At 70.0% G+C, this 26961-nt stretch carries 22 protein-coding genes, 4 tRNA genes, 1 pseudogene and 1 riboswitch; of the genes and pseudogenes, 8 read left to right on the forward strand and 19 right to left on the reverse strand.

The genetic code is table 11. The annotated features are described in order from the left end of the window. Positions 1 to 38: 38 nt before the first annotated feature. Positions 39 to 395: an ArsR/SmtB family transcription factor gene (locus ABD264_RS02035; protein ID WP_052160694.1), complete on the forward strand. Its 357-nt coding sequence runs from the start codon at positions 39 to 41 to the stop codon at positions 393 to 395. A gap of 46 nt (positions 396 to 441) precedes the next feature. Here ABD264_RS02035 and rpe read toward each other — a convergent pair whose 3' ends face one another. The 6 genes from rpe to ABD264_RS02065 form a co-directional block, all read right to left on the reverse strand. Beyond that, on the reverse strand, positions 442 to 1107 hold the full coding sequence (gene rpe / locus ABD264_RS02040; protein WP_144942623.1) for a ribulose-phosphate 3-epimerase: 666 nt from the start codon (positions 1105 to 1107) through the stop codon (positions 442 to 444). A 158-nt stretch (positions 1108 to 1265) separates the two neighbouring features. Further along, on the reverse strand, positions 1266 to 2873 hold the full coding sequence (locus ABD264_RS02045) for an RsmB/NOP family class I SAM-dependent RNA methyltransferase (RefSeq protein ID WP_344203864.1): 1608 nt from the start codon (positions 2871 to 2873) through the stop codon (positions 1266 to 1268). Next, complete coding sequence (gene fmt, locus ABD264_RS02050; RefSeq protein WP_144942712.1) at positions 2870 to 3793, reverse strand: methionyl-tRNA formyltransferase; 924 nt, start codon at positions 3791 to 3793, stop codon at positions 2870 to 2872. The genes ABD264_RS02045 and fmt overlap by 4 nt, the downstream gene beginning before the upstream one ends. 23 nt (positions 3794 to 3816) lie before the next feature. Next, entirely contained in the window at positions 3817 to 4464 is a 648-nt protein-coding gene (gene def, locus ABD264_RS02055; protein ID WP_144942621.1) for a peptide deformylase, read from the reverse strand. Positions 4465 to 4516: 52 nt separating this feature from the next. Then, entirely contained in the window at positions 4517 to 5437 is a 921-nt protein-coding gene (locus tag ABD264_RS02060) for a cytochrome (RefSeq protein WP_144942620.1), read from the reverse strand. Between the two features lie 165 nt (positions 5438 to 5602). After that, positions 5603 to 5674 (reverse strand) — tRNA-Val (locus ABD264_RS02065). 261 nt (positions 5675 to 5935) lie between these two features. Between ABD264_RS02065 and ABD264_RS02070 the strand changes: the two genes are divergently transcribed. The 3 genes from ABD264_RS02070 to ABD264_RS02080 all read left to right on the forward strand — a co-directional run bounded on the left by ABD264_RS02070 (position 5936) and on the right by ABD264_RS02080 (position 6237). Then, a tRNA-Gly gene (locus tag ABD264_RS02070) sits at positions 5936 to 6008 on the forward strand. A 57-nt stretch (positions 6009 to 6065) separates the two neighbouring features. Next, a tRNA-Cys gene (locus ABD264_RS02075) sits at positions 6066 to 6136 on the forward strand. Between the two features lie 29 nt (positions 6137 to 6165). Further along, positions 6166 to 6237 (forward strand) — tRNA-Val (locus ABD264_RS02080). A gap of 55 nt (positions 6238 to 6292) precedes the next feature. Here the strand turns inward: ABD264_RS02080 and ABD264_RS02085 are convergent. Beyond that, the gene (locus ABD264_RS02085; RefSeq protein ID WP_290499787.1) at positions 6293 to 6973 is read right to left on the reverse strand and encodes a MerR family transcriptional regulator; all 681 of its coding nucleotides are present in this window, start codon (positions 6971 to 6973) and stop codon (positions 6293 to 6295) included. 79 nt (positions 6974 to 7052) lie between these two features. On the opposite strand from ABD264_RS02085, the gene ABD264_RS02090 reads away from it, so the two are divergent. After that, entirely contained in the window at positions 7053 to 7406 is a 354-nt protein-coding gene (locus ABD264_RS02090) for a DUF2306 domain-containing protein (RefSeq protein WP_290499788.1), read from the forward strand. A 42-nt stretch (positions 7407 to 7448) separates the two neighbouring features. Here the strand turns inward: ABD264_RS02090 and ABD264_RS02095 are convergent, their stop codons facing one another. The 8 genes and pseudogenes from ABD264_RS02095 to ABD264_RS02130 form a co-directional block, all read right to left on the reverse strand. Beyond that, positions 7449 to 7793 carry a hypothetical protein gene (locus ABD264_RS02095; RefSeq protein ID WP_344204545.1) on the reverse strand — a complete coding sequence of 115 codons (345 nt, stop codon included), beginning with the start codon at positions 7791 to 7793 and terminating at the stop codon, positions 7449 to 7451. Positions 7794 to 7795: 2 nt separating this feature from the next. Next, positions 7796 to 7966: pseudogene (locus ABD264_RS02100) on the reverse strand (ornithine cyclodeaminase family protein); the annotation flags it as partial. A gap of 97 nt (positions 7967 to 8063) precedes the next feature. After that, entirely contained in the window at positions 8064 to 10223 is a 2160-nt protein-coding gene (gene nrdE, locus ABD264_RS02105) for a class 1b ribonucleoside-diphosphate reductase subunit alpha (protein ID WP_144942618.1), read from the reverse strand. Further along, complete coding sequence (gene nrdI, locus ABD264_RS02110; protein WP_260983354.1) at positions 10220 to 10714, reverse strand: class Ib ribonucleoside-diphosphate reductase assembly flavoprotein NrdI; 495 nt, start codon at positions 10712 to 10714, stop codon at positions 10220 to 10222. The genes nrdE and nrdI overlap by 4 nt, the downstream gene beginning before the upstream one ends. Before the next feature lie 133 nt (positions 10715 to 10847). Then, a complete protein-coding gene (nrdH, locus tag ABD264_RS02115) occupies positions 10848 to 11084 on the reverse strand; it encodes a glutaredoxin-like protein NrdH (RefSeq protein WP_144942617.1) in 237 nt (78 codons plus the stop codon). Positions 11085 to 11860: 776 nt separating this feature from the next. Then, positions 11861 to 12931 (reverse strand): App1 family protein phosphatidate phosphatase, encoded by a 1071-nt coding sequence (locus tag ABD264_RS02120; RefSeq protein ID WP_303105904.1) that lies wholly within the window; start codon positions 12929 to 12931, stop codon positions 11861 to 11863. 63 nt (positions 12932 to 12994) lie between these two features. Then, on the reverse strand, positions 12995 to 16576 hold the full coding sequence (locus tag ABD264_RS02125) for a DNA polymerase III subunit alpha (RefSeq protein WP_344203870.1): 3582 nt from the start codon (positions 16574 to 16576) through the stop codon (positions 12995 to 12997). Between the two features lie 82 nt (positions 16577 to 16658). After that, on the reverse strand, positions 16659 to 17069 hold the full coding sequence (locus ABD264_RS02130; protein ID WP_244944660.1) for a hypothetical protein: 411 nt from the start codon (positions 17067 to 17069) through the stop codon (positions 16659 to 16661). Positions 17070 to 17264: 195 nt separating this feature from the next. On the opposite strand from ABD264_RS02130, the gene ABD264_RS02135 reads away from it, so the two are divergent. The 3 genes from ABD264_RS02135 to ABD264_RS02145 all read left to right on the forward strand — a co-directional run bounded on the left by ABD264_RS02135 (position 17265) and on the right by ABD264_RS02145 (position 21387). Then, complete coding sequence (locus ABD264_RS02135; RefSeq protein WP_145009229.1) at positions 17265 to 17915, forward strand: NAD(P)-dependent oxidoreductase; 651 nt, start codon at positions 17265 to 17267, stop codon at positions 17913 to 17915. A gap of 276 nt (positions 17916 to 18191) precedes the next feature. Next, positions 18192 to 18310, forward strand: a riboswitch (SAM riboswitch). A gap of 45 nt (positions 18311 to 18355) precedes the next feature. Beyond that, positions 18356 to 19870, forward strand: a complete 1515-nt coding sequence (locus ABD264_RS02140; RefSeq protein ID WP_260983352.1) for an MFS transporter — start codon at positions 18356 to 18358, stop codon at positions 19868 to 19870. Positions 19871 to 19977: 107 nt separating this feature from the next. Continuing rightward, a complete protein-coding gene (locus ABD264_RS02145; RefSeq protein WP_295109981.1) occupies positions 19978 to 21387 on the forward strand; it encodes an NtaA/DmoA family FMN-dependent monooxygenase in 1410 nt (469 codons plus the stop codon). A 99-nt stretch (positions 21388 to 21486) separates the two neighbouring features. Here the strand turns inward: ABD264_RS02145 and ABD264_RS02150 are convergent, their stop codons facing one another. The 4 genes from ABD264_RS02150 to efeU all read right to left on the reverse strand — a co-directional run bounded on the left by ABD264_RS02150 (position 21487) and on the right by efeU (position 26957). Beyond that, complete coding sequence (locus ABD264_RS02150) at positions 21487 to 23208, reverse strand: purine-cytosine permease family protein (protein ID WP_144942611.1); 1722 nt, start codon at positions 23206 to 23208, stop codon at positions 21487 to 21489. A 301-nt stretch (positions 23209 to 23509) separates the two neighbouring features. Continuing rightward, complete coding sequence (gene efeB / locus ABD264_RS02155; RefSeq protein ID WP_144942610.1) at positions 23510 to 24814, reverse strand: iron uptake transporter deferrochelatase/peroxidase subunit; 1305 nt, start codon at positions 24812 to 24814, stop codon at positions 23510 to 23512. A 5-nt stretch (positions 24815 to 24819) separates the two neighbouring features. After that, on the reverse strand, positions 24820 to 25986 hold the full coding sequence (efeO, locus tag ABD264_RS02160; protein ID WP_290500612.1) for an iron uptake system protein EfeO: 1167 nt from the start codon (positions 25984 to 25986) through the stop codon (positions 24820 to 24822). 89 nt (positions 25987 to 26075) lie between these two features. Continuing rightward, a complete protein-coding gene (gene efeU / locus ABD264_RS02165) occupies positions 26076 to 26957 on the reverse strand; it encodes an iron uptake transporter permease EfeU (RefSeq protein WP_145009231.1) in 882 nt (293 codons plus the stop codon). Positions 26958 to 26961 lie beyond the last annotated feature (4 nt).

Here is a 26961-nt window from a genome sequence, read left to right on the forward strand (position 1 = left end):
CGAGGTCATATAGATTTCCGTCAATATAAAATGTCGGTATGAAAGCACCCGCGCAACGACCCGAGCTGATCGATGAGAAAGCAACCGAGTGCTGCTCGCTCGCCTCCTCGCCGCTCGGGGCCGGCGAGGCCGAGCGCATGACCGCGAAGCTCAAGGCGCTCTCCGACCCGACGCGCCTGCGGTTGCTCTCCCACATCGCCGCGCAGGGCTGCGACGCAGTGTGCGCCTGCGACCTGCTGGACGTCCTCGACATCAGCCAGCCCACCGTGAGTCATCACCTCAAGAAGCTGGTGGACGCCGGACTGCTCACACGCGAGCAGCGCGGCAAGTGGGCGCACTACACCGTGGTGCGGGGCGCCTTCACGGAACTGCGTGAACTCCTGGACCTGCGCTGACAGGCAGGGCGTTCTCCGCTGACCCGTCATCGGGGCCCGCATAAATTCAGGCCCGGTGCTCCCGCGCGGTCCTGCGGAGCGCCTCAATCGCGACGGCGGGGTCGTCCTGGCCGTAGACCGCGGAACCGGCGACGAACGTGTCCGCGCCGGCCTCCGCGGCACGGGCAATGGTCTCCTCCGTGATCCCGCCGTCCACCTGCAGGGCCACCGTTCCACCGTGGTCCTTCACGGCGGCGGCGGCCCGGCGCAACTTGGGCAGCGTCACGTCCAGGAACTTCTGACCACCAAAGCCGGGCTCCACGGTCATGATCAGGAGCATGTCCAGCTCGGCCAGCAGGTCCAGGTAGGGCTCGACCGGGGTGGCGGGCCGCACTGCGAGACCCGCCTTGGCCCCGGCGGCCCGCAGCTCCCGGGCCAGCTTGACGGGCGCTGCGGCGGCCTCGGCGTGGAACGTAACGGACGCGCAGCCGGCCTCCGCGTACGCGGGAGCCCACCGGTCCGGGTCATCGATCATCAGGTGCAGGTCCAGGGGAATGGGCGAGACCGCCTGGAGTCTCTCCACCGCCGGCAGACCCAGGGTCAGGTTGGGGACGAAGTGGTTGTCCATCACGTCCACGTGCGCGGCGTCCGCACCGGAGATGCGCTGGAGCTCCTCCGCCAGGTGCGAGAAGTCTGCGGAGAGGATGGACGGGTGGATGTCGCAGCGTGACATGGGTTCCTCCTGGGAGCCGGTGGGCGGCCGGTGTGGCCGGGATGTACGTGCCGGGGGTCTGTCTGCACATTCCCGTACGTGAGGGGCGGGCGGCGGCGCCCGCCGGGCGTCTGACTCGCGCACGGACGCCGGGTTTCCGCCCGACGTCGGCGCGAGTCTCAGGACCGCCGGCGCAGAGCGACCATGAACATGGCGTCCGTACCGTGCACGTGCGGCCACAGCTGGACGCTCGTGCCACCGCCGGGCACCTCGTGGCCCACGGCGCGCTCCCCGTCCAGCGCACCGGGCAGGGCCGCGGAACGGGCAAGTTCCGCCGTGTCCAGGACCTCGACGTCCCCGCAGGCGTCCAGAACCTCCTGGAGCACGTCGTGCGTTTCCGCGGTGTGCGGCGAGCACGTGGCGTAGAGCGCCACCCCTCCCGGGCGGGTCACGTCCAGTGCGGCGTCGAGAAGCTGCCGCTGGATGCTGGCGAGATTCCCCACGTCCGACGGCGTGCGCCGCCACCGCGCCTCGGGCCGGCGCCGCAGCGCCCCCAGGCCGGTGCACGGAACATCCACGAGGACACGGTCGAACCGGGCGGGCTCCGCACCGGGGACGTCCCGTGCATCTCCGACCCGCACCTGCCACGCGTCCTCCGGGACGGGGGCGAGGGCATTGCGGACGAGGTCGGCGCGGTGCTCGCCGACCTCGTTGGCCAGCAGCGTGGCCCCGCGCTCGTTCGCGAGCGCCGCCAGCAGGGCCGCCTTGCCACCGGGACCGGCGCAGAGGTCCGCCCACCGGCCGGCGTCATCCTGCACGGGGGCCTTGGCGAGGACCCGCGCTACGAGCTGGGACCCGGCGTCCTGCACCCTTACCACACCCTCGCGGGTGCCGGGGATCCGGTGGACGTCCCCGCCCGCGCTCACGGCGCTGTCCGGCACGAGGTCGCCCGGGCGTGCGCCGTCGTCGATCGCGGCGTCGAGGGAGCCCAGACCCGGCAGCGCGACGAGGTGGACGCTCGGCGGTTCGTTGTCCGCCTCGAGCAGCGCCTCGATCTCCCCCGTGTCCCGGCCGTTCACGCGCAGGGCACGCCGCATGGCACGGATCTCCCACGCGGGGTGCGCGTGCCGGACGGCCATCCGCCGCAGCTCGTCCGACTGCTCGGCGGCGAGCTGGTCCAGCCACTCCTCCCCGCTCTGGCGCGCGACCTTGCGCAGCACCGCGTTGACGAGCCCTGCCGGGCCCTGCCCCACCTCGCCGCGCACGAGGCCCACGGTGGCGTCGAGGGCCGCGTGGTCGGGCACGCGCATGGCGAGCAGCTGGTGGGTACCCAGTCTCAGGGCATCCAGCACGGCGGGATCGAGCTGGTCGAGCGGGCGGTCCACGCATGTCTCGAGCACGGCGTCCCACGTTCCCTGCCAGCGCATGGTCCCGTAGGCGAGTTCCGTGGCGAAGGCGGCGTCCCTCCTGTCCAGGCGGTTCTCACGCACCAGGCGGGGCAGCACCAGGTTGCCGTAGGCGTCCTCGGAGTTCACCGCCCGCAGCGCCTGGAAGGCAGTCAACCGTGCGGGGTCGGAGTTCCGACGCCGCTGGGCCGGGGCCTGCGCGGAGTAGGAGCGCTCCTGCTGGGACCGGCGGTTGCGCTCGTGCCCACGGGCGTTGCGGCGGGAGCCGTCACGCGACGCGCCGCGACTGTTTCCGGGACCCCGTCGGTCCCCCGGCCCCTGACTGCGGCGCTCGTTGCGCCCGTCGGACGCGCCACCCAGCTCGTGCTGATCCCGGCTCATGCGAACGCCACCTGCTCCCTGTTCTGCTGGCCGCGCGCCCAGTCGAGCGCCGCCATTGCTTTCTTGCCGGAGGGCTGCACACGGGTCAGCTCCACCGCTGAGGACCCGGTCCCCACGTACACGTGCTTCTCGCGGATCTCCACGTGACCGGGTGCGATCCCCGTGACCTCCGGGGCGGGGACCACGCGCTCGAGCTTGAAGCGCTGGCCCTGGTACTCGGTCCACGCTCCCGGTTCGGGCGTGACACCGCGGACCCGGTGGGACACCGCGGGGGCGGGATCCTCCCACCGCACGCGGGCCTCGGCGCCGCTCAGCTTGGGGGCCGGGCTCGGTTCACCGCGCTGCGGTTCGGGCCTCACCCGGCCGGAGGCGACGTCGAGCAGCGAGTCCGCGAGCAGCGGCGAGCCCTCGTGGGCGAGCCGCTCCAGCACGGAGCCGGAGGTGTCCTCGGCGCGCACCTCGTCCATGACCGTGGCGACCACGGGCCCGGTGTCCATGCCCTCGTCCAGGACGAACGTGGTGGCACCGATCGTGGTGTCCCCGGCCATGAGGGCGCGCTGGACGGGTGCGGCTCCGCGCCAGCGCGGCAGCAGAGAGAAGTGGAGGTTGATCCAGCCGTGCTCGAAGACCTCGAGCGCTGGCGCAGGCAGCAGGGCGCCGTAGGCCACGACAGCCGCGATGGACGCGCCCGTGGCACGGAGATCGTCCAGCAGGTCATCGGTGACGCGGTTGGCGGTGAGCAGGGGCAGTCCGAGCTCCTCGGCGCGGCGTCCGACGGCCGACGGCGTGAGAACCTTCCTGCGTCCCACGGGTGCGGGTTCCCGGGTCAGCACGGCCACCACGGTGATGCGGGGATCGGCGTGCAGCGCCTCGAGCGGGGGGACGGCCGTCTCGGGCGTGCCCGCGTAGAGGACCTTCAAGGGTTCGCTGGGAGCGTTCGTCGTCATCGTGCACCTCCGTGCCCGAACGCGGAACCTCCCGCACCGCGCGAGGACCCGGCGTGAGCCGCGCGGTCGGCGTCGTCCTCGGACGGTGCGGACCCGGTGCCCGGGCCGCCGCCGATGCGCTGCTCCTCCCGCTCACGGGTGATGCGCGCGGCCATCTCCTGGAAGGTGGCCCGCCGCAGCTGCCGCATGGCGTCCTTGCGCTCCTCCCCCACGAGCCGGTCCACGTAGAGCTTTCCGGACAGGTGGTCGGTCTCGTGCTGGAAACACCTCGCGAGCAGTCCCGTGGCCTCGCGCCGCACGGGCTTCCCGTGCTGGTCCACGCCCGTGAGCACCACGGAGTTCCGGCGCGGCGTCTCGTAGGACAGACCGGGGACGGAAAGGCAGCCCTCGCCGCCCTCCTGCGGGTCCTCACCGAGGCTCACCTCGGGATTGACCACGTGCCCCTCGTCTCCCTGGACGCCCCACGTGAAGACGCGCAGGCCCACGCCCACCTGGGGCGCGGCGAGGCCCACTCCACCCACGGCGTACATGGTCTCGAACATGTCACGGATCAACGTCCCCAAGGACTCGTCGAACTGCGTGACCTCCTGGGCGGGGGTCCGCAGCACGGGGTCCCCGATCGTGCGGATGCGCAGAATACTCACCGGGCGATGCACTCCTCTAGCTGGGTGTCGTGGGACGTGGGGCGGGCGGGTCTCAGTCTACGGCCGGGCCCTCGACCGTCCGGGCCGTGGCGCTCTGCGGAACACCGCCCGCGCGCCCGGTGGGGTTGTCCTCGAGGGGCGGCGGCGCGAGGGGCCGCAGCTGGGCGCCGGCGGCCTCGAGGTCCGCGGAGCGCACCCACACCTTGGCAAGGGCGCAGAACTTGAACCAGTGCACGGGCAGGTGGTCCGGCACCGCCTGCACGGTCAGGGCCTCCGTCTCCCCGATGGCCACGGCCATGAGGACCTCGGCATCCCCGTAGGCCCACGGTTCCCACCGGCCGGTGGTCGCGTCCACGAGGGACTCCTCCGCCTTGAGCCCGGCCACGAGCTGCGTGACGACCTTCGGGTCCGGGGCCTTAACACGCCCCGAACGGTCCGTGCCGCGGGTCTTGTAGTCGATCAGGCACACCTTGCCCCCGATACGGGCCACGAGGTCCAGCGTGCCCGCGTAGCCGACAGTGGTGTTCCACACGGTGATCTCTGCGGCCAGTGGCTCGGGGCGGTAGAGCTCCCACCACTGGTCCGCGCTGTCCGCAAACCGGGACTCGTGGTGCTCGGCAAGGTCCCGCCGTGCCTCCTCCGCCCGGTGCTCCCGGCCCATGGCGCGCAGCGCGAGCTGCTCGCAGTAGTCGTGGACGCGGTCACCGCGCCGGGCCGCCTGATCCCGGTGGCGCTCGGCGGCCTTCGCCGCATGGTTCACCAGGGCGCGACGACGTCGCGAGTCCCGCAGCGCATCCGGCAGCTGGGGGTCGGAGGCCAGCGCCTGGGCCGCGCTGTAGCCGTACCAGCCACCGAGGTCGTTCGCCTCGCAGCCGATGATCGTGGTGATGGACGGAACCTGCAGGTCACCGCCCTCCTCGCGCGCATACATGCGACCGGTGGCGGTTTGGCGGGCCAGGCGAGGTTGGGTCATGGGCTCAGCGTAGGAAAGGGCTCAGACACGGACAGTGGAGCGCGTGGGCGTTGATTTCAGTGCCAGTGCCAGTGCCGCATGGTTGGTGGCGTTCGGCAAGCCGACCGAAAAGGTCTCGGACGCAGAGGAACCCGGCCCCTCCCGGGACCGGGTTCCTCGTTACCGTGCGCGATACTGGGATCGAACCAGTGACCTCTTCGGTGTGAACGAAGCGCGCTACCGCTGCGCCAATCGCGCTTGCAACGTTGAAAACTCTAGAGCACGTCCCCGGGGATCGGCAAATTGAGCTCACCCCCCGCCCCCACGGGCCCGACCACCCGATTTGCCCCCGCCGGATCGTGTCGGTAATGTTTCTGCTCGTTGGCAACGCCCCGATGCAACGCACCGAAGGAACTCAGGTTCCCAAGGCACAGCGGAGGACAGCGCGAGAACCTGTGATAAAGTTTCCGCTCGGAAGAACGGAGCACTGCAGAAACAGGGTCCCGATCGGCCAACAATGCGGACGTAGCTCAGCTGGTAGAGCATCACCTTGCCATGGTGAGGGTCGCGGGTTCGACTCCCGTCGTCCGCTCGCAGTTTTCGACCCTGGTCGAGACCTGAGACCTTGTCCTCCAAGGATCTGGTCCCCGGTGGGGTGGCCGAGTGGTTAGGCAGCGGCCTGCAAAGCCGTCTACGCGGGTTCGAATCCCGTCTCCACCTCGGTGCAACCACCTCGTTCAAGAGATTGAGCGCGATTGGCGCAGCGGTAGCGCGCTTCCCTGACACGGAAGAGGTCACTGGTTCGATCCCAGTATCGCGCACTAGACAAGGCCCCGGAACACTACGTTCTGGGGCCTTCCGCGTGTCACCGCTGACCTACGACCCGGCGCTGCGCACCGAGTGGGAGACATGGCCCAGGGCCCGCAGCACCCGGGTCAGCCGATCGCAGGAGACCATTCCCCAAACCGCGCGGGCCACGATGACGTCCCGGGACGGTGTCTCCCCCGCTCCACCGGTGTCGCCGGAGAGGGAATCCACCGGAGGCTGCGCGGGCTCGAGCATACCCGCGATGTCCACGCGAGTGAGCTCATCGAGCGCGCGGCCGTATCGCAGCAGGACGCCCCTGTCCACGGGTGAACCAGCGGCCCGCATGCCCTCCAACAACTCACCGAGCGCCCGGCGCGGCCCGCTGGCCACGTCCGGCCACCCCAGCTGCGTGAGCAGGTCCCGGATCATCGGATCCTCCCGGTGCTCCGGGGGCCCGCCTGCCTCGGAAGGTGACAGGCCCTCGGCGAGCGACTGGGCGATCTCGAGGGCATTCACGAGGGGCCGCCGTGGATCGTCGATCACGGTGACCAGCGCACGGATGTCGGGGATCGTGGCACCGGCCTCCTCCCTCAGTACCCGGATGAGCTGCAGGCGTTCCACGTGACCCTGACCGTAGTCCTGCCGCGTCGCGGTGAGCCTGGTACCGGCCGGCAACAGTCCCTCCCGGCGGTAGAACTTGATGCTGGCCGTGGTGGTGTTGCTGACCTCGGCCAGGGCATTGAGCAGCATGACGCAGCCCCCTCGGATAGTCGTCCGCGCGCCAGTTGTCCTGATGGCGCGCGCTGGATACCGCAACTATCTTAGCGGTATGGAGCACTTCACACCGATCATCGCCGTTCACGCGTCGTGCGCGTTCTCTGTTCTGCTGCTGGGACCGGTGCAATTGCTGCACGGACTCGCCGCATTCACCCTCTTCTCGGTGGGGTCGGCCATGTGGGGGATCCTGCACGGCGACGTCCGAATGCACCGGCGGAACATGCTCGGTTGCTACCTGGGCACCCTGGCCGCCTTCGGTTTCGCCGTGGGTGTGCCCACACGGGCCATTTCCCAGACCTTCGCCTCGAGCCCGGTGACCCTCCTGGGCGCGGCGCTGGGGATCACCCTCCTGGTGGCCGCGTGGAGCGGGACCATCATCCGTACGCAGCGCACGCCGTCGCCCTGATGTGGCCGTTGACGAAGCAAGACGACGGCGCCCTCTCCCCTCTCACGCGTTCGGATCGACCACCCATACGGCCACGACCAGGTCCTGCCGGCTCATGCCCACGCACTTGAACACGCGGGGCCGCGCCGTATCAGGGGCCACTCCGCCCGTGACGACGTCCGCGAGGTCCACGAGTGAGTCCTCGTGCAAGGAACTGTCGGCGACGGCCTGGATCACGTCCCCGGCTTCACGCATGGCGGTGGCCCGGTCCTCCACGACCACCTGGGCGCGACCCGTGAGCGCGGAATCGAGCTCGCGGAACTGTGGCTCGTGGGATCCCTTGGCGACGACGCACGCAGCGTCCGGCCGCGCACCACCAGCTCCGTGAACGAGCGGATCTCGGCGAATGCCGCGCTGTGGGCGAGCGCCTGCGGCCCCGTGCCGAACACCACGAGCTTGGTTGTCTCCTTCGGGGCCAGGTAGTCGGTGGCCACGGCCGAGAAGGCGGGGGTCCGCAGGGTGGTGAGGACGTTGCCTTCCAGCAGAGCTCGAAGACTCAGGGTGGCCGAGTCCATGAGCATGTAGGTGGGTGGAAAACTCCCGCCCCGCCCGGGTAAGAGACCCGGGCGGGGCGGGAGTTGCGTCGGCCGACGCGGTGCCGTCAGGAGACGGCGGAGGTCACAGCATGCAGGAGACGCAGCCCTCGACCTCGGTGCCCTCGAGCGCCAGCTGGCGGATGCGCGAGTAGTACATGGTCTTGATGCCCTTGCGCCACGCGTAGATCTGCGCGCGGTTGATCTCCCGCGTGGTGGCGGTGTCCTTGAAGAACAGCGTCAGGGACAGGCCCTGGTCCACGTGCTGCGTGGCCGCGGCGTACGTGTCGATGATCTTCTCGTAGCCGATCTCGTACGCGTCCTGGAAGTACTCCAGGTTCTCGTCATCCATGAAGGGCGCCGGGTAGTACACGCGCCCCAGCTTGCCCTCCTTGCGGATCTCGATGCGCGAGGCGATCGGGTGGATCGAGGAGGTGGAGTTGTTGATGTACGAGATGGAACCCGTGGGCGGCACGGCCTGCAGGTTCTGGTTGTACATCCCGTCCGCCATGACCTTCTCGCGCAGCTCACGCCAGTCCTGCGCGGTGGGCAGCGCCACACCGGCGCGCGCGAAAAGCTCGCGGACGCGGGCGGTCGCCGGCTCCCACGTGCCGTCGATGTACTTGTCGAAGTACGTGCCCTTCGCATAGTCGGACTTCTCGAAGCCCACGAAGGACTCCCCGCGCTCCTTGGCGATCAGGTTCGACGCCCGGATCGCGTGGTACGTCACGGCGTAGAAGTACATGTTCGTGAAGTCCACGCCCTCCTCGGAACCGTAGAACACGTGCTCCTTGGCCAGGTACCCGTGCAGGTTCATCTGGCCCAGGCCCACCGCGTGGGACATCTGGTTGCCGCGGCGGATCGAGGGCACGGAGTCGATGTTGGACATGTCCGACACGGCGGTGAGGCCGCGGATCGCGGTCTCGATGCTCGCCCCGAAGTCCGGGGACTCCATGGCCATGGCGATGTTCATGGACCCCAGGTTGCACGAGATGTCCTTGCCCACCTCCGCATAGGTGAGGTCCTCGTTGTAGACCGAGGGCTCGGAGACCTGCAGGATCTCGGAGCACAGGTTGGACATGATGATCTTGCCGTCGATCGGGTTGGCGCGGTTCACCGTGTCCTCGAACATGATGTACGGGTAGCCGGACTCGAACTGCACCTCAGCGACGGTCTGAAAGAACTCGCGGGCGTTGATCTTGGTCTTCGTGATCCGAGAGTCGTCCACCATCTCGTGGTACTTCTCGCTCACGTTCACGTCCGCGAAGGGCATTCCGTAGATGCGCTCCACGTCGTACGGCGAGAACAGGTACATGTCCTGGTTCTTCTTCGCCAGCTCGAACGTGATGTCCGGGATGACGACGCCGAGCGAGAGGGTCTTGATGCGGATCTTCTCGTCCGCGTTCTCGCGCTTGGTGTCCAGGAAATTGAGGATGTCCGGGTGGTGGGCGTGCAGGTACACAGCACCCGCGCCCTGACGGGCCCCCAGCTGGTTCGCGTAGGAGAACGAGTCCTCCAGCAGCTTCATGACCGGGATGACGCCCGAGGACTGGTTCTCGATCATCTTGATCGGCGCACCGGACTCGCGCAGGTTCGTCAGCGCGAACGCCACACCGCCGCCGCGCTTGGACAGCTGCAGCGCCGAGTTGATGTTGCGCCCGATGGACTCCATGTTGTCCTCGAAGCGCACCAGGAAGCACGAGACCAGCTCGCCGCGCTGCTTCTTGCCCGCGTTGAGGAACGTGGGAGTGGCCGGCTGGAAGCGACCGGAGATGATCTCGCCCACCAGACGCTTCGCCAGGGTCTCGTCCCCGTCCGCGAGGTAGAGGGAGACCATGACCACGCGGTCCTCGAAGCGCTCCAGGTAGCGCTGTCCGTCGAACGTCTTCAGCGTGTAGGACGTGTAGAACTTGAACGCGCCCAGGAAGGTCTGGAAGCGGAACTTGTAGCCGTACGCCTGCTTGGATAGCTCCTTGATGAACTCCATGCTGTACTTCTCGAGCACCTCGGCCTCGTAGTACTGGTGGTCCACCAGGTACTGCAGCTTCTCCTCGAGGTCGTGGAAGAACACCGTGTTCTTGTTGACGTGCTGCAGGAAGTACTGCCGTGCCGCCTGGCGGTCCGCCTCGAACTGGATGTTGCCATCGGCATCGTAGAGGTTCAGCAGGGCATTGAGCTCGTGGTAGCCCAGGCCCCGGTACTTCTCGGGGCAGGTGGGGTCCTCGTGGCCGGGCTCAATGCTCACTCCCGGGGTTGCGTGAATGCTTGCCAAAACTCTTCCAATCCTTGGGTGACTTTTTCGACGTCCTCGTCCGTGCCCATCAGCTCGAACTTGTAGAGCAGGGGCACCTGGCACTTGGCGGCCACCTTCTCCGCCGCCACGCAGAACAGGGGGCCGAAGTTGGTGTTGCCCGCGCCGAGCACACCCTTGAGCTGCTGCCGTGAGGGGGCGTCGTTGAGGAACTTGACGACTTGCGGGGGAACGGATCCCGCTCCCCCGGGCCTGCCGTAGCTGGGCACGGCCAGCACGTACGGTTCCGTGAGGCGGGGAACGGGATCAGAGGTCTTCAGGGGCAGCCGAAGGGACCGCACGGGAAGTTTGGCGATGAACCGGTCCGTGTTGCGGGTGACGGAGGAGAAGTACACCACCAGGGGTGCTTCCTCCCCCACGACGACGGGGGTGTTGCGTTCTTCCCATTCCTTCGCCTGGGCGAGAACGGAGGCCAGGGCACTCATGCCGGGTTACTTCGATTCTGGGGGAACATTGGTGGGTGGCGAGAACCGGTGGCCGCCGGGACGCTCGCGCTCCCAGGACCACCGAGTGCGGGCCGCGTCCGCCGTAGCACCCTCGGGTGCCACGGCGTGGGGCTCATGCCGAGCGCAGCAGCGCCAGGCTGTTGATCTTGTCCGGGCGGAACCCGGACCAGTGCTCGCCGCCGGCCTCGACGACCGGGACCTGCTGGTAGCCCAGGCCCACCACGTGGTCGTACGCGGCGGTGTCCTCGGTGACGTCCACGACGGTGTAGTCGATGCCCTTCTTGGTGAGGGCGCGGTAGGTGGCGTTGCACTGGACGCACGACGGCTTGGAATACACGGTGACTGACATAGCCCATCTCTCCTTGCGGGAAGTACCGATTCTCCGGCGCCTCCGGGGCTTTTCAGCTCGTGGTCCGGGTGGTGCGCCAGGTGGTTGAAGATCTGGATCAATACTACATCTTGTGGCGCGTACCGGGACATAGCCCTAGATGATGTGGTTGCCCGATCCACAGGGCCTCGGAGGTTATCCCCCGGGTTGTCCACAGGACCCCCGGTGGCCGGTGCCCGGCAGCACGCGGTTTTTCGCCGCCGGGGTGTGGATAAGCGGCGTTCCCGACGTCACGGAAAAACTTTTCGCACCGCGTGTCCCGACCACTGCCGAGCCGTGTCGCCCGGGCGGGAGGGCACGGGTCACCGCTGGCGCAGGACTCGCGTGCGGCCTCGACCGTCTCCGTCTCGTAGCGGTACTGCTCCCCGGTCACGCAGGTGAGGACCTGGGCGACCTCGGTCATCGTGAGCGACTCGGGACCCGTGAGGGTTTAGGCGCCGCGCGTGTGCGGCTACGGGTCCAGCAGGACCGCCACGACGGCGTCGGCGACGTCGGCCCGGGCCACCGCGGCCACGCGGCCGTCCCCGGCGGGTCCGCGCAGCACACGGTCCCCACCCGCAAACAGGGGCAGGACGTCCAGGTAGAAGTTGTCCCGCAGGAAGGTGTGCTCCAGTCCGGCGCGCTCGATCGCCTGCCCCGTGGCGTCCGAGGGTTGCGCACCAGCAGCCGGTGCTGAGGAGAGGGGGCAGAGATGGCCGGGGAAGGTCAGGGAGGGTCGGAGCTCGTGTCAGGGCACGTCAGAGCAGTCCTGCGGCCCGCAGCTGGTCCGAGATGGAGGCGCCGTCGTTGGCCTCGATCCACAGCACGCCCTCCGGGGCGATCACCCGGTGACCGTCCGGCACACGCGCACCGTTGGCGAGGACGGCCTCGGTGGGTGAGAGGTTGCGGATGACGACCGCCGCCACAGAGTCTGGGTAGCGCTCGGCGAAGCCCGCGTAGATCTGCGGGTCGTGCTGGCCGTCGTCTCCGATCAGGATCCACTTCACGTGCGGGAAGTTGGTGGCCAGTCGCTGCAGGTTCTGGACCTTGTGCTGGGCGCCCGAGCGGAACCAGCGCTCCGTGGTGGGACCCCAGTCGGTCAGCAGCAGCGCACCAGGGGGGTAGGCGTTGCGGGTGAGGAAGCGGCGCAGCGTGGGTGCCACGTTCCACGCCCCGGTGGAGAGATAGAGGAACGGTGCATTCGGGTGCTTGCGCCGCAGCCGGTCCATCATGGTGGACATCCCCGGCGTGGGGATGCGGGCGTGCTCGTTGGCCACGAAGGAGTTCCAGGCGGCGAGCATCGGCCGGGGCAGCGCGGTGACCATCACGGTGTCGTCCACGTCGCACACGACCCCCAGGTACTGCTGGTCCGAGACCACGGTGACTTTGGCCTCCGTGACCTCCGAGCCCTCGGCCTGCATGTAGATGGAGTGCACCCCCGGGGCCATGGACACGTTGAGGTCCACGTCGATCACGCCGCCCTTGTCCGCGACGAGGTGGAACTCGTGATCCCCCAACCAGATGTTCACGTGGGCGAACGCGAAGGGCACGGACGAGAAGGAGCGCCAGCCGCGGATCGACTCGTCGGCGTCGTCCGTGTCCTGGATCAGCGAGCGCGTCTTGAGCAGCACGCGGCCCAGTGCCCGGACGTAGCGGGGGCTGCCGTAGCCGTCGAAGGCGAGCATGGTGGGGATGTCCCCGCGCTGGGTTGCCCTGCCCTGCCGCCAGCGCTGCAGCTTCTGGTCGAAGCGGTAGCCGATGTTGATCGCTTCCTCGGTGACCTGGTCCACGGTCGGCAGCAGATCCCCTCCGCCACTGTCTTTCGCCATGGTCCTCAGTCTCCCACAGGCGGGGGTGGGCGCCATGGCCGGGGTGCGGCGTGCGGTGATGTGTCATGGGGCGCCCCCCCGGGTGTGCAAGGCAGGGGCGCTGGGCTCGGAGGTGCCGGGTTCGGGGGCGCTGGGCTGCACCTGCCGGGGCCAGGGGCGTTCGGGAGCGCTGCGCCGCGGTGGGCGTCCGGGGGTGGGGCGGGAGCCGAGCAGGGCCGAGGGGTCCGGCAGGGTCTCGGGGCGGGAGAGGTCCCAGGCCTGCGCGGCCTGGATGCCGATGCCCCGGGGGCCGGTGCGGCGGGTGTGGCCGTGGACCAGCAGCAGCGTGGGGGCGAAGAGCACCTCGCCGGAGACGGCCTGGGCCTCATCGAAGAAGGTGCAGTCCACCGCCCCGGAACCGTCGTCGAGGGAGATGAAGACCACGCGTCTGCCACTGCGCATGGGCGGGGTCATGGTGGAGACGCGGACCCCTGCGACGACCACCTCGGTCCCGTTGCGCAGCCCCAGCAGGTCCTCGGCGCGGGTGGCGCAGTAGCGGCGCATGAGCTGCGCGTGGGAGTCCATCAGGTGGGCGGAGACCTCCGTGCCCATGGTGTCCATCTCCGCCCGGACCCGTTCCTCGGGGCTCGGTTCGGCGAGCCGGGCGGGCAGGCCGGCAAGGTCCACGTCCCCCAAGGGCAGGCTCAGCTGACCCTCCCCCGGCTGTGAGCGCGGGGGTCTGCCGGTGACGGGGCGCTCTGCCTGTTCACGGAGGAAGTGGACCATGTCGGTGTGGGAGGCGCGGGTGCCAGCGCCGCGCAGCAGGGTGTCGAGTGCGCCGGCTGCGGCGAGGCGTTGCAGGTTTCTGCGGGTGGGGCGGGCGCGGGTCTTGACCTCGGCGAGGGTGCTGTAGGGCTGTCCGGCGAGGAGACGTTCGGTCTCGGCGGCACTGAGGCCGGTGATGGAGTTCAGGGACATGCGGATTCCCCAGGCACCGTCCTGGGTGTGGGGGATGCCGTGGTCGAGGTCTGCGGGTTCCACCGTGCCGGGGCGTGGTGTGACGGGTTCCACCCGGTGGTGCTCGCCGCTGCGGTTGACGTCCGGGCCGAGTACGGGGATGCCCATGCGGCGGGCCTCTCCCACGAGCAGGCGGGCGGGGTACATCCCGGGGTCGTGCTCCCAGACGCCGGCCATGAAGGCTTCGGGGTGGTGGGTCTTCAGCCATGCGGACTGGTAGGTGGGCACGGCGAAGGCGACCGCGTGGGCCTTGCAGAATCCGAAGCTGCCGAAGGCGTGGAGCAGCTCCCACACGGTGTCGATGGTGCGGTGGGTGTAGCCGCGGCCGTGGGCGGCGTCGCGGAAGGCGGCCTCCACGGCTGCTTCGCCGTGGGAGCCGAGCAGGCGCCGCCAGACGTCCGCGCGGCCGAGGCCGCAGCCGGTCATCCGGTCCATGATGCGCATGATCTGCTCGTGGTAGACCGCCACCCCGTGGGTCTCGGCGAGGATCTCGGTGAGGTCCGGGTGCAGGTGCTGGGGTGCGGACCAGCCGTGGCGTGCGTCGAGGTAGGGGCGGACCATGTTGGCCTGCATGGGGCCGGGGCGGAAGAGGGAGATGTCCACGATGAGGTCGTTGAACTCCTGCGGGCCCATGGTGCCGATGAGCTCGCGCTGCCCGGGGGACTCGATCTGGAAGCACCCGAGGGTGTGGGTGGAGCTGATCAGGCGGTAGGTGTCCGGGTCGTCGCGGGGCATGGTGTCGAGGTCCGGGGGTGGCTCGTGGGGGTGCAGCCGTGCGGTCTCGGCGACGGCGTGGGCCAGGGTGGACTGCATGCGCACGCCCAGGACGTCGAGCTTGATCAGGCCCATGGGGTCCATGTCGTGCTTGTCGTACTGGGACATGGGCAGTCCGATCCCGCTGGCCTGCACGGGGGTGCGGTCCAGGAGGGTGGTGTCGGAGAGGATTACCCCGCACGGGTGCATGGAGATGTGGCGGGGCAGCCGGTCGAGGCGTTCGGTGAGGTCCACGAGCAGGTCCAGCTGCCGGTTGCCGCGCAGTCTGTCCGCGAGAGGTGCGAGCTCGGGCCGGCGGGTGAGCTCCTGGCGCAGGGTGGCTCCGGGGACGCGCCACAGCTGGCCCGCCACGTGGTCCACGTCCTGGGCGCCGAGGCCGAGGGCGAGTCCGGCGTCCCGCACGGCCCCGCGGGAGCGGTAGGCATTCTGCATGCTCATGAGGGCGACGCGCCGGGGGCCGAAGCGTTCGAAGATCCGCTGGTAGACGGCGTGGCGGCGGGCGCTCTCGATGTCGATGTCGATGTCCGGCAGATTGGGGCGCAGCGGGGAGAGGAACCGTTCGAAGACGAGGTCGTACTCGAGGGGGTCCGCCGGGGAGATCCCGAGCAGGTGCACCACCAGGGAGGAGACCCCCGAACCGCGGGCGGCGTGGCGCACGTCCATCTCGCTCATCAGCTCCGAGACCTCCCCCACGGTGAGGAAGTAGCCCGCGAACCCCAGGTGGGAGATCACGTCCAGTTCCCGTTCCAGCCGCGAGCGCAGTGACTCCCTGTTGAGTCCCGGCACGGTGCGGTCCCAGTCCTCGTGCCCGTGCAGGCGTGCAAGGCCGGCGTAGCAGCGGCGGGCGAGTTCGCGGTCCGGGTTGCCCTGGACCCCGAGGACCGAGGCCTCCGGGATCACGGACCGGCCCATCCCGAGATCGTGCTCGGGGTCCAGGATGCAGCGTTCGGCCAGGTGGTGGGTGTCTGCGAGCAGCCTGTCCCGCCCGGCGTCCCCCTGGTCCGCGGCGCGGGCGATCTCGTGGGCGAGCAGGGCCATGCGGTCGTCGTCCTTGAGCCAGCCCTGACCGTTGGGCTGCAGGACGCCGCGGTCCGCGCCCGCGAGCTCATCCAGGGGCATCAGGGTGCGGGCGGCGTCCAGCACGTCCGCGGTCACGGCCTGGCCGGGGTGGGCGTAGCGCACCGCGTTGCTCAGCACCACGGGCAGCTGCGCCCGGTGCCCGATCTGGAGCATGCGCACCGCGTGGCCGGTGCTCAGGGGCGTTCCCTGGGGAGAGAGGTGGGTGGCGGTCTCCACCACGAGGGTTCCCGGGGGCAGCACGCGGCGCCACCGTTCCAGGGCGGTGCGCGCGGGCTGGTAGTGGCGCCCGGCGAGCAGCTTGCCGACGTCCGAGTCCGGGCCCACCAGGACCACGAGACCGGGCTTCCCGTGCGCCGCGGCCCGGTGGACGTGGCGGGCCAGCTGCGCGGTGGTGAGACCGATCGGGTGGCCCTGGTGCCGGTCGTGGGCGCGGTGCGCGGCGGAGACCACGCGGCACAGGGCGGCGTAGCCGGCCCCGGCGTTGTTTCCCGTGGCCAGCACCACCACGCGCCCGAGCACCCGGGGCGGCAGCGGGCGACGTCGCTGCCCGCCGCGGGTGCCCGCCACGCCCGCACGGCCCGCGCCGAGCAACGCGAGGTCCACCCCCAGCACGGGAGAGAGGCCGTGCTCCCGGCACGCCAGGACGTGCTTGACCGCGCCGTAGAGACCGTCCCGGTCCGTGCACGCGAGGATCTCCGCCCGCTGCTCCGCTGCGGTGGCCGCCAGCTCCTCCGGGCGCGCCACACCGTAGTGGGCGCTGAAGGCGGAGGCCACGTGGAGATGAGGGAAGTGCATGGACGTATTCGAATCTTTATTCGAATACTTGTCAAGTGCTGCGGGTCCTGGTGCAGCACCTCCGGGCCGCTCCACCGGCCGCTCACCCAAGGGTCACCCCGAGCAGCTGCCACTGGTCCGAGACCTGGTTGCGCACGAGCCGGAAGGTGCAGGGCACGGCCGCCCCGCCCCGCAGCGCCTGAACCTGCCACAGCTCCCGGTCCACCATGCTGATGCGGGACTCACGGGGCACGCGATCCTCGGATTCCCACCATTTCCGCCGTTCGTACCACCGCACGGGCGGCTCCACCACGTGGTGCACGCCCCCCCGGTGGACCACCTCCCGGGGCACACCGGCACCGTTGCAGCGCACGACCACCTCGGCCGCAGTGCCCTCGGGGATGAGCTCACGCCCCTGCCTGCTGGGCGCCGCCCTGACCCCCGCGCCGATCACCGGCACCGAGTCCCACGGATCCTCCCAGGACCCAACCTCCATGCTCTCCACCACAGTCATGGCGTTCCGTCCTCCCCGGATATTCGAAACTTTATTCGACTCCTGAGACGGTGCCAAGGCCGTCCGACACGCATAAGCGACTCGACGCGCTCCAACCCACCGCACCCTCCACCCGGAATACCCCGCCTGCCCGCGAAGTTCTCCTGTGAACCGGCACCGCCCCTGGTGTCCGGAGCACGGAGAAGGAGCAAGTAAATGACACGCATCGCAGTCCTGGGCGGCACGGGATACGCCGGGAGCAACATCGCAGCGGCGGGTGTCCGGCGCGGGCACCAGGTCACCGCCTGGAGCAGGAACGCCCCCGAGCACCCGGTGGCGGGCGTCGAGTACCGCACGGGCGACGTCGCCGACCCCACCGTGGTGGCCGCAGCCCTGGAGGGCACGGACGTGGTGCTCACCGCCCTGTCCCCGCGCGGCACGCTGGCCGGAGAGGGCGTGATGCGCGCCGTCGAGAAGGGCATTGCGGAGCAGGCCATGGCCCGGGGCATCCGCTTCGGAATGGTCGGCGGGGCTGGCTCCCTGCGGGTCAGCGAGGGCGGCCCGAAGGTCTACGACGCCCCGGACTTCAACCCTGAGTGGCGCCGGGACTCCGTGGAGGTCGAGACCGTGATGACAGACCTGGCCGAGACCCCCGAGTCCTTCGACTGGTTCGTGATCTCCCCCGCCGGAGAGTTCGGCGCGTGGAACCCCGGCGAGCACACCGGTTCCTACCGCACGAGCAGCGAGGTGCTGCTCACCGACGAGTCGGGGCGTTCGGTGATCTCCGGGGCGGACTTCGGGGAGGCGTTCCTCGACGAGGTGGAGCGCCCGGCGCACCACCGCGAGCGCTTCGGGGTGGCCTACTGAGCGGTTGACGACTGCGCGCGGCCCGTAGCCGGCGCGGGGGGGTGAGTGGTGGGTGGAGCGCCGGAGGGCCGCGTAGCGAGGCAACCCGGCTTCTCCAGCACCCGGCCGCACACCGTTCCCACCTCTCCTGCGTCCTCGGTGCCCCCGGGGCCCAGTGCCCCAGACCCTTGCAGCCCTGCTGCACCCACCGTGCCCCGATCCGTGCCACACGGCGTCATGTGCGGCGGGTTCCGGGTTGTCCGCCCCGCGGCGGGTGTGGTTGTGTGGTGGTACAGGAATCACGAGTTCCGGCCCAACAGCCCTGGCTGGCCGGACGGCAACCCTCTGACGCTGTCGTGGGGTGCCCCAGGTGATGATTCGGCCCGTGACCACACCGGTGCGGGCAAGGACGGCGTCCGGTTCCCCTGCGCTTCGTGACGCCCCGGTCTGAAGGACTGTTCATGGGCCACGCCGCATCCGGCCGCACCGACGAGACTCTTCTGCCCCGCCCCGCGGGCACCGTTACAACAAGTGGCGGGCACGACGACGCCGCGCGCACCGCCGCTGCCGAGGCGCAGCTCCCCGGTGCCACCCCCAGCACACCTCACGGCACCGCCCCAGGCCTGTCTCCCGCTGCTGCTTCTAGCGGCCTGCGGGCCGCGGGCGCAGCGGTGCGCTCGAAGAAGCGGGTGCTGGCGGCGTCGTTCGTGGGCACGACCATCGAGTGGTACGACTTCTACCTCTACGGGGCGGCGGCCGCCCTGGTGTTCAACCACTATTTCTTCCCGCAGGGCTCGGGCGTGGGAGCGGTGATCGCCTCGTTCGCGACCTTCGCGATCGCGTTCTTCTTCCGTCCCCTGGGCGGGATCATCGCGGGCCATCTGGGGGACCGGATCGGGCGCAAGGCGCTGCTCGTGGCGTCCTTGCTGACCATGGGGCTGGCGACCACGGCGATCGGTCTGCTGCCCGGTTTTGGGCGGATCGGCTGGGCCGCGGTGGTGCTGCTGGTGGCCTGCCGGATCCTGCAGGGGCTCTCCGCGGGGATGGAGTGGGGTGGTTCGGCCGTGCTGTCGGTGGAGCACGCCCCCTCCGGGCTGCGGGGGCTGTTCGGCTCGTTCACGCAGGTCGGCTCGGCGGCGGGGATGCTGCTGTCCACCGCGTTCTTCGCCGTGGTGCAGGCCGTGACCACGCCGGAGCAGTTCCAGGCGTGGGGCTGGCGCGTGCCGTTCGTGTTCTCGGCGGTGCTCGTGGTGATCGGGCTGGTCATCCGCGCCGGTGTCACGGATGCCGAGGAGTTCCGCGAGGTCAGGGCGGAGGAGAAGCGCGCCGTCTCCCCCGTGCGCGAGGTACTGCGCGAATACCCGCGCGGTGTGCTCGTGTGCGTGGGGCAGCGCATGGTCCAGCCGGCGATCTTCTCGGTCCTCACCGTCTACACGCTCACCTACGTGACCCAGCACCGCGGTCAGAGCCAGTGGGTCATGGTCTCCATCCTGATCGCGGCGGCCGTGGGGATCGTGGGCGGACCCTTGTGGGGATGGCTCTCGGACCGTGTGGGCCGCCGCCGGATCTCCGGGATCGCGGCCGCACTGGTCGGCGTGTTCGTGTGGCCCTACTTCCTCTTCCTGGACCACGGCCCACTGGCCCTGCTGCCGTTCGTGTACCTCGTGGGCCTGGCCGTGCTGCACGACAGCATCTACGGCCCCCAGGCGGCACTGTTCGCCGAGCAGTTCCCCGTGCACCTGCGCTACTCAGGGGTCTCCCTGGGCTACCAGGTGGGCACGATCCTCTCGGGCGGGCTGACCCCCATGATCGCCGCGTGGCTCGTGGCGCGCGGTGGGGGAACGCCGTGGCTGCTGTGCGGCTACCTCAGCGTCCTCGCCGTGGTCTCCGTGGTCACCGCCCGCATGGCGCGGGACTCCGTGGCCGACGGCGCCCGGGCAGTCCCCGTGCCCGTCCGCGCCCCGGTCCCCTCCTGAGCGACCGGTCCGACGACGTCGCCCGCCTGCCCGAGCGCCGCTCCGCCCGGCTCGGACCGCCGCTTCCCGACCGTCCGCACCATCACCCGTCCCCGTGAAAGGCCCCCATGCCCCGTCCGCTGCTGTTCAACGCGTTCGAGATGCCCGTGCCCGTCCACCAGTCCCCCGGGCTGTGGCGCCACCCCGAGGACGAGTCCCGCAACTACGTCTCACCGACCCACTGGGAGCGGGAGGCGAGGACGATCGAGGCAGCGGGGTTCCACGGCATCTTCCTCGCGGACGTCCTCGGGCTCTACGATGTCTACGGCGGCACCCCGGACGCCGCCCTGCGCGGCGGGGTGCAGGTCCCCCAGCTGGATCCCCTGCTGCTCGCGCCCCTGCTCGCACGGGCCACGGAGCACCTCGCCGTGGGAGTGACCGCCTCGGTGACCTACGCGGCGCCCTACGACCTCGCCCGGCGCTTCGCCACCCTTGACGCCCTCACGGACGGACGCATCGCGTGGAACGTGGTGACCTCCTACCAGGAGTCCGCCGCGCGCAACCTCGGTCTGGGGACGCAGCTGCCCCACGACGAGCGCTACGACCGCGCGGACGAGTACATGGACGTGGTCTACGCCCTGTGGGAGGGCTCCTACGCGGAGGATGCGTACGCCGCGGACCGGGACAGCGGCGTCGTCGTGGATCCCGCGAAGGTGCGCGGCGCGGGCCACCACGGCACGTACTTCGACGTCACCGCCCCCTCCCTGACGGCCCCCACCCGCCAGCGCACCCCGTACCTCTTCCAGGCGGGGGCCTCCCCTCGTGGGCTCGCGTTCGCCGCGAAGCACGCCGAGGCCGTCTTCTTCTCCGGTCCCACGCCCGAGCACGTCGCCCGGTGGACCGGCAGGCTCCGCGAGGAGGCCGAAGCCGCCGGGCGCGATCCACGCTCCGTCAAGGCGTTCACGAACGTCGCCGTGGTCGTGGCCGAGACGGGTGACGCGGCCCACGAGCGCTTGGCCGAGTACACCCGGTACGTGGACGTGCCCGCGGCTCTCGCGCTGTTCGGCGGGTGGACCGGGGTGGACCTCTCCGATGCGGACCCCGACGCTCCACTGGAGCATGTCGAGACGGACGCCAACCGTTCGGCGCTCGCGTCGTTCACGACCATGGACCCGGACGCCTCGTGGACGCCACGGCGCGTGGCGGAGTTCGTGGCGATCGGCGGTCGAGGTCCCGTGATCACGGGCTCCCCGGAGGAGATCGCGGACGAGCTGGAGCGCTGGGCGCGGGTCGCGGACGTGGACGGCTTCAACGTCAACGCGTGCGTGCGCCCCGCGGACTTCGAGCGCTTCGGGCGCTTTGTGGCGCCGGTGCTGCGCGAGCGGGGTGTGCTGGCACCGGCGGCCACCGTGGGCGGCGCCGGGGACTCCGGTACAGGGGACGACGGCGCGGCGCGAGTTCCCTCCGCCCGCGAGGTCTTCGGCGGTGCCGGGCCCCGGCTGCCGCTGGACCACCCGGGGGCCGCGCACCGCAGATGAGCCGGGCGGCGTCGTCATCCGGGGCCCTGGAACCCCGGAGGCCCCGTCCGGCACCCGCGTCACCGGGTGCCGGACGGGGCCGGCGGGTAGGGAACGTGCTCAGGGCTGGGCGGGCAGCACGTACCGTCCGGTCCTGTCCGTGGCCAGGGCGAGGGAGGAGATGTGCTGGACCTCGCCGTCGGGCCCCGGCTCGTTGGAGCGCAGCATGTCCGGGCGCTCGAAGTCCAGGCCGGTGACGTGGCACGTGAGCAGTTCGTCGGAGGGGTTGCCGTCCGCGTCCGTGTAGGGCAGCTCGATCCCGTCGTCCGTGCGGCGCAGGTAGTAGCGCCCGCGGGTGGCGATCGCCGTCAGCGGAGTGGCCACGAGCGCGATCAGCACCGCGAAGATCGGGGAGAACGGGGCGATCCCGGGTCCGAAGGCCCCGAAGAACATGGCGATCGAGATCCCGGCGGACAGGCCCAGGGAGACCAGGCCCACGGGGTTCCAGTTGTGCAGCATGCCCCGGCGGAACTCGGGGACCTTGGGCGAGAGGCCCAGCACGTGCTTGTTGACCACGATGTCCGTGGCCACCGTGACGATCCACGCGATGGCGCAGTTCGCGTAGAAGCTGAGCACCGTGTTGAGGAAGTCGAACATGTTCAGCTCCATCAGCGTCAGCGCAATCGCCAGGTTCACGCCCACGAACACCAGGCGCCCGGGGTAGGTGCGGGTCACGCGGGTGAACGAGTTGGTCCACGCCAGGGACCCGGAGTAGGCGTTGGTCACGTTGATCTTGATCTGGGAGATCACCACGAGCACCACCGCCAGCACCATGGCCAGCCACCCCGGCATCATGTGCTGGTAGACGCCCAGGAACTGGTGCACGGGCTCGTTGGCCGTGGCCGACGCCGCGGGGTCCAGGCGCGCGATCAGGTACACCGTGATGAACAGCCCGGTGATCTGCTTGGCGGCCCCGAAGACCACCCACCCCGGCCCGGCCAGGATCACGGCACGCCACCACGCCACGCGGTTCTCCTCCGTCTTGGGCGGCATGAAGCGCAGGTAGTCGATCTGCTCCGCGATCTGCGCGATCAGCGACAGGCACACGCCGGCGGCGAGCATCACGGCGGCGAAGCTGGGGCCCTGCCCGCTCTCACCGCGGTAGTCCAGGAACTCCCCCACCGAGGAGGGGTCCGAGACCACCAGGTAGCCCACAGGGATCACCATCAGCACGAGCCACAGCGGGGTGGTCCACACCTGCACCCGGGCCAGGGACTTCATTCCGTAGATCACCAGCGGGATCACGATGATCGTGGCGATCGCGTAGCCCACGGGTTTGGGGATCCCCAGGCCCAGTTCGAGCCCCTGCGCCATGATCGAGCCCTCGAGCGCGAAGAGGATGAACGTGAACGTGGCGAAGATGACGTTGGTGATGATCGAGCCGTAGTACCCGAAACCGGAGCCGCGGGTGATCAGGTCCAGGTCCAGGTTGTAGCGGGCCGCGTAGTACGCCAGCGGCAGCCCCGTCACGAAGATGATCACGGCGGCCAGGAGGATCCCCAGCAGGGCGTTCGTGGTGCCGTGGGCCATGCCGATGTTCGCGCCGATCGAGAAGTCGGCGAGGTAGGCGATGCCGCCCAGCGCGCTCGTGGCCACGACACCCGGTCCCCACTGCCGGTAGGAGCGCGGGGCGAAGCGCAGGGTGTAGTCCTCCAGGCTCTCCTTCGCGGCCGAGCGGGCTCCGCCCTCTGCAGTGCCGGCCGTTGCAGCCCCGGCACCCGGACTGGTGCCGGGTGGTTCCGAGGGGGAGAGTTCACTGCGGGATTTCACGTCCAGGGACATGCCGCCGTCCTTTCGTCGCTCACGGGAGCTGACCCCGGAGCGGGATCCCCACCGGGCGGGGCACGCCCGGGGACCCGCGGTGTCCGCGGATGCCTCGATCCTGACGCGGTCGTGTTTCCGGCGTGTTGACGGCCTGAGTGCAGCGTGTGACGCCCAGGGCCTGCGTGTAACGATCTGTCGACGGCGCCCCGCCCGGCGGGCGGTGTCCCGGCCCGAGGGGCGCGTCGCGGCCGCCGGGCACGACGGCGCGGGGCGGCGACGTCGCGAACGGCCAGTGCGGCGTCGTCGTAGCGAGCGGCGCTCAGGCCTCGAAGAGCGGGCGCCCGAGGTAGTCCGCCGCGTCCTGCGACACCCCCGGGGGCACGGCGAAGAGCCCGGAGCCGGTGTGGCGCAGGTACTCGCTGAGCGCGTCCTGGCGGGCGAGCTTCTTCTGGATGGGCACGAAACCGGTGGCGGGGTCCTTGACCATGGCGATGAAGAACAGCCCGACGTCCATGTTGCCCACGGTGTCCGTGCCGTCCGCGTAGTTGTAGCCGCGGCGCAGCATCTGCACACCGTCGTTGGTGTCCGGGTGGGCCAGGCGCACGTGGGAGTCCTCGGGCACGATCGGCTGGTTGCCGGAGCCCATCATCCCCAGGTCCACGGGCGTGAACTCCTCGCCGCCGGACAGCGGTGCCCCGCTGCCCTTGGTGCGCCCGATGATCTTCTCCTGGCCGGTGAGCGACTCCCGGTCCCACGTCTCCAGGATCATCCGGATCCGCCGGGCTACCAGGTAGGTGCCGCCGCGCAGCCAGGAGTCGTCGGTGACCCACACGTGGTCCTGGATCGCGGAGGCGTCCTCGGCCTTGAGGTTCGCGGTTCCGTCCTTGAAGCCGAAGAGGTTCCGGGGCGTGGCCTGCTCGGTGGAGGTCGATGAGGTGCGGCCGAAGCCCAGCTGCATCCAGCGGGTGGAGACCACTCCGAAGCCCATGCGGATCAGGTTGTGCACGGCGTGGACGGCCACCTGCGGGTCATCGGCGCACGCCTGGATGCACAGGTCTCCGCCGGTGCGCGCGTCTTCGAGCTTGTCCCCCGGGAAGTGGGGCAGCTCGACCAGCCCCTCCGGAAGCCTGGACTTAAGACCGAACCGGTCCCTGCCCGAGGAGTCCTGGAACAGGGAGCGGCCGAATCCCACCGTGACCGTGAGGTGGGCGGCCGAGAGGTCGTGGGCCTCCCCCGTGTCCTGGGGCGGGGCGTACTCGGAGCCGCCGTCGAAGCCCGTCTCGGTGACGTCCAGGCCCTGGGTGATCCGCCGGCACGCCGCCGTCCAGTCCTTGAGCAGCCCGATCAGCTCGTCACGGTCCTTGGTGAGCACGTTCAGGGACGCGAAGCACAGCCGGTCCTGCGCGGGCGTGACGATCCCGGCCTGGTGCTCGCCGTGGAAGTCCACGACGTCGTCCGGGGCGCGGTCCCCGAGCGTGTCCTGCAGTGCGGCAACCGCGGGAGGCCCCGCCACACCCAGCCCCGCGCCCACGGCGAGCGCCCCGGCGCCCGTGCCGAGCAGGGCGCGCCGGGAGAACCCGCGGCGGGTAGTGGTCGGGTGCTCGTCCCGTGGTGCCTCGTTCATACTGGTTACTCCACGACCTTGTCGGTCACGGTGGACAGGGGTTCGGACAGGGCGTTGACGGCGTCGGAGAGCTTCTTGACGTCGTCCTTGCTCAGCTTGTCGTAGGTCACGAAGCCGTCGCCCTCCTTGTGCTGGTCGAGCAGCTTCTGGAGGTCCTCGAACCGGGTCTTCAGGGTGGAGTCCAGCTCCGTGTCCCGCTTCTTGAGCAGCGGGGAGAGGTCCTCGTACGCGATCCGGGCACCGTCCACGTTGGCCTGGAAGTCCCACAGGTCCGTGTGGGACCAGGTCTCCTCCTCGCCGGTGACCTTGCCGGTGGCGACCTCGTCGAGCAGCTCCTTGGCACCGTTGGAGAGCTGGTCCGCGGTGAAGGTGATGTCGCGGGTGCGGTCGTGGAGGGTCTGGGTGTCCGTGACGAGCTGGTCGGCCAGGGCGTCGCGATCCTTCTGTGCGAGAGCCGTGTACCCGGTGGCCGGCGGCCACAGGTCCTTCTCGATGCGGTGCCAGCCCGTCCACTTCTGGCCGTCCTCGAGGTCCGCCTCGCGAAGGTCCAGCTTGGGGTCCAGGTCACCGAAGGACTCGGCGACCGGTTCGATGCGCTCCCAGTGCATGCGCACGGGGGCGTAGAGCTCGCGGGCCTTGTCGTCGTCGCCGTTCTTGTAGGCCTGCGCGAACTCCTTGGTGCCTGAGAGCAGCTGCTCGGCCTGGTCCTTGACGTAGGACGCGTACTGGCTGGTGGCCTGGTCCTTGAGCTGGCTGTCCTGGGCATCCGCCTGGTCCCCGGCCTCACCCTTGGTCACAGTGAAGTCCCCGCGGATGCCGTCACCGACCATCCCGGGCTTGCAGGCCGTGAAGTACTTGCCCTCCGGTGCGGAGACGGTGAGGGTGCGGTTCAGGCCGGGGGCGATGTTCTCCACCTCGCCCACGATCCGCAGCCCGTCCTCCCCCAGCAGGTAGAACTCTGTGACCTTCGAGCCGTCGTTCTTGACGTCGAAGCGCAGGGTTCCCGACGACGCCTCGGTGGCCGAGACCTCGCACTTGTCGTCGGTGCTCGTCACGGAGATCGTGCCGTCGTCCTTGGCGCCGGACTGATCGTTGGGCTGGCACGCGGAGAGGGCGAAGAGCAGCCCGGTGGCGGTCACCAGGGCGGAAAGGGTCATAGCGGTGCGGGGCATGGCGGTCCTCGGTCTCGGCCGTCGACGGCAGTGGGATGGGTCTGTGAGTTCTCGCTGCGGGGGCGTGTGGCCGCGGGCGGGACTGTGGTTCAAGCAGTGGCCGCGGCTGCGTCGGACGCGGGGTGCGACGTCGTGCTCACTGCTGCGGTGGGCCGGGCTCGTCCGGAGCGGGATCGGCGGATGAACAGCGGCATGACGATCAGCACGTAGAGCCACCACGCCGCGAACTCGAGCCACGTGGTGGCCGGGGAGAAGTTGAAGACGCCCTTCAGCAGCACGCCGTACCAGCTCGTGGGAGGAATCGTGGCGGAGAGGTCGAAGGCCAGGGCGCTGAGCCCTGGCAGGATCCCGGCCTCCTGCAGGTCGTGGAAGCCGTAGGCGAGCACCCCGGCGGCCACGATCACGAGGAACCCGCCGGTCCAGCGGAAGAAGGTGGACAGGTTCAGCCGCAGCAGTCCGCGGGTGATGGCCCACGCGATGAGCACGGCCACGAGGATGCCGAGCACCGCCGCAAGCGCGGGGGCGAGCATCCCTCCGCTGCTCCCGGTGGCGCGGGTGGCGGCCCACAGGAACAGCGCGGTCTCGAGTCCTTCGCGGCCCACGGTCAGCGCGCCCAGCACCACGATGCCCACGGTGGAACCCTGCACGGCCAGAGAGGCGCGGGACTCGAGCTCTTTCTTGAGCCCGCGGGAAGCGGAGGCCATCCAGAAGATCATCCACGTGACGAAGCCCACTGCGATGATGGACAGTGATCCGCCGATGGCCTCCTGGGCCTCGAAGGTCAGGGTGGAGGGACCGAACGTGAGCAGCGCGCCGAACCCCAGGGCCACGAGGATCGCCGCAACGACCCCCGTCCACAGGGGCTTCAGCGCCGAATGCTGCCCCACCCGCTTGAGGTATCCCATGAGGATCGCGACGATCAGCGCCGCCTCGAGACCCTCACGCAGGCCGATCAGAAAAGTTTGGAACATGTCC

The sequence above is a fragment of the Kocuria salsicia genome (assembly GCF_039532055.1).
Classification (GTDB): Bacteria; Actinomycetota; Actinomycetes; order Actinomycetales; family Micrococcaceae; genus Kocuria; species Kocuria salsicia.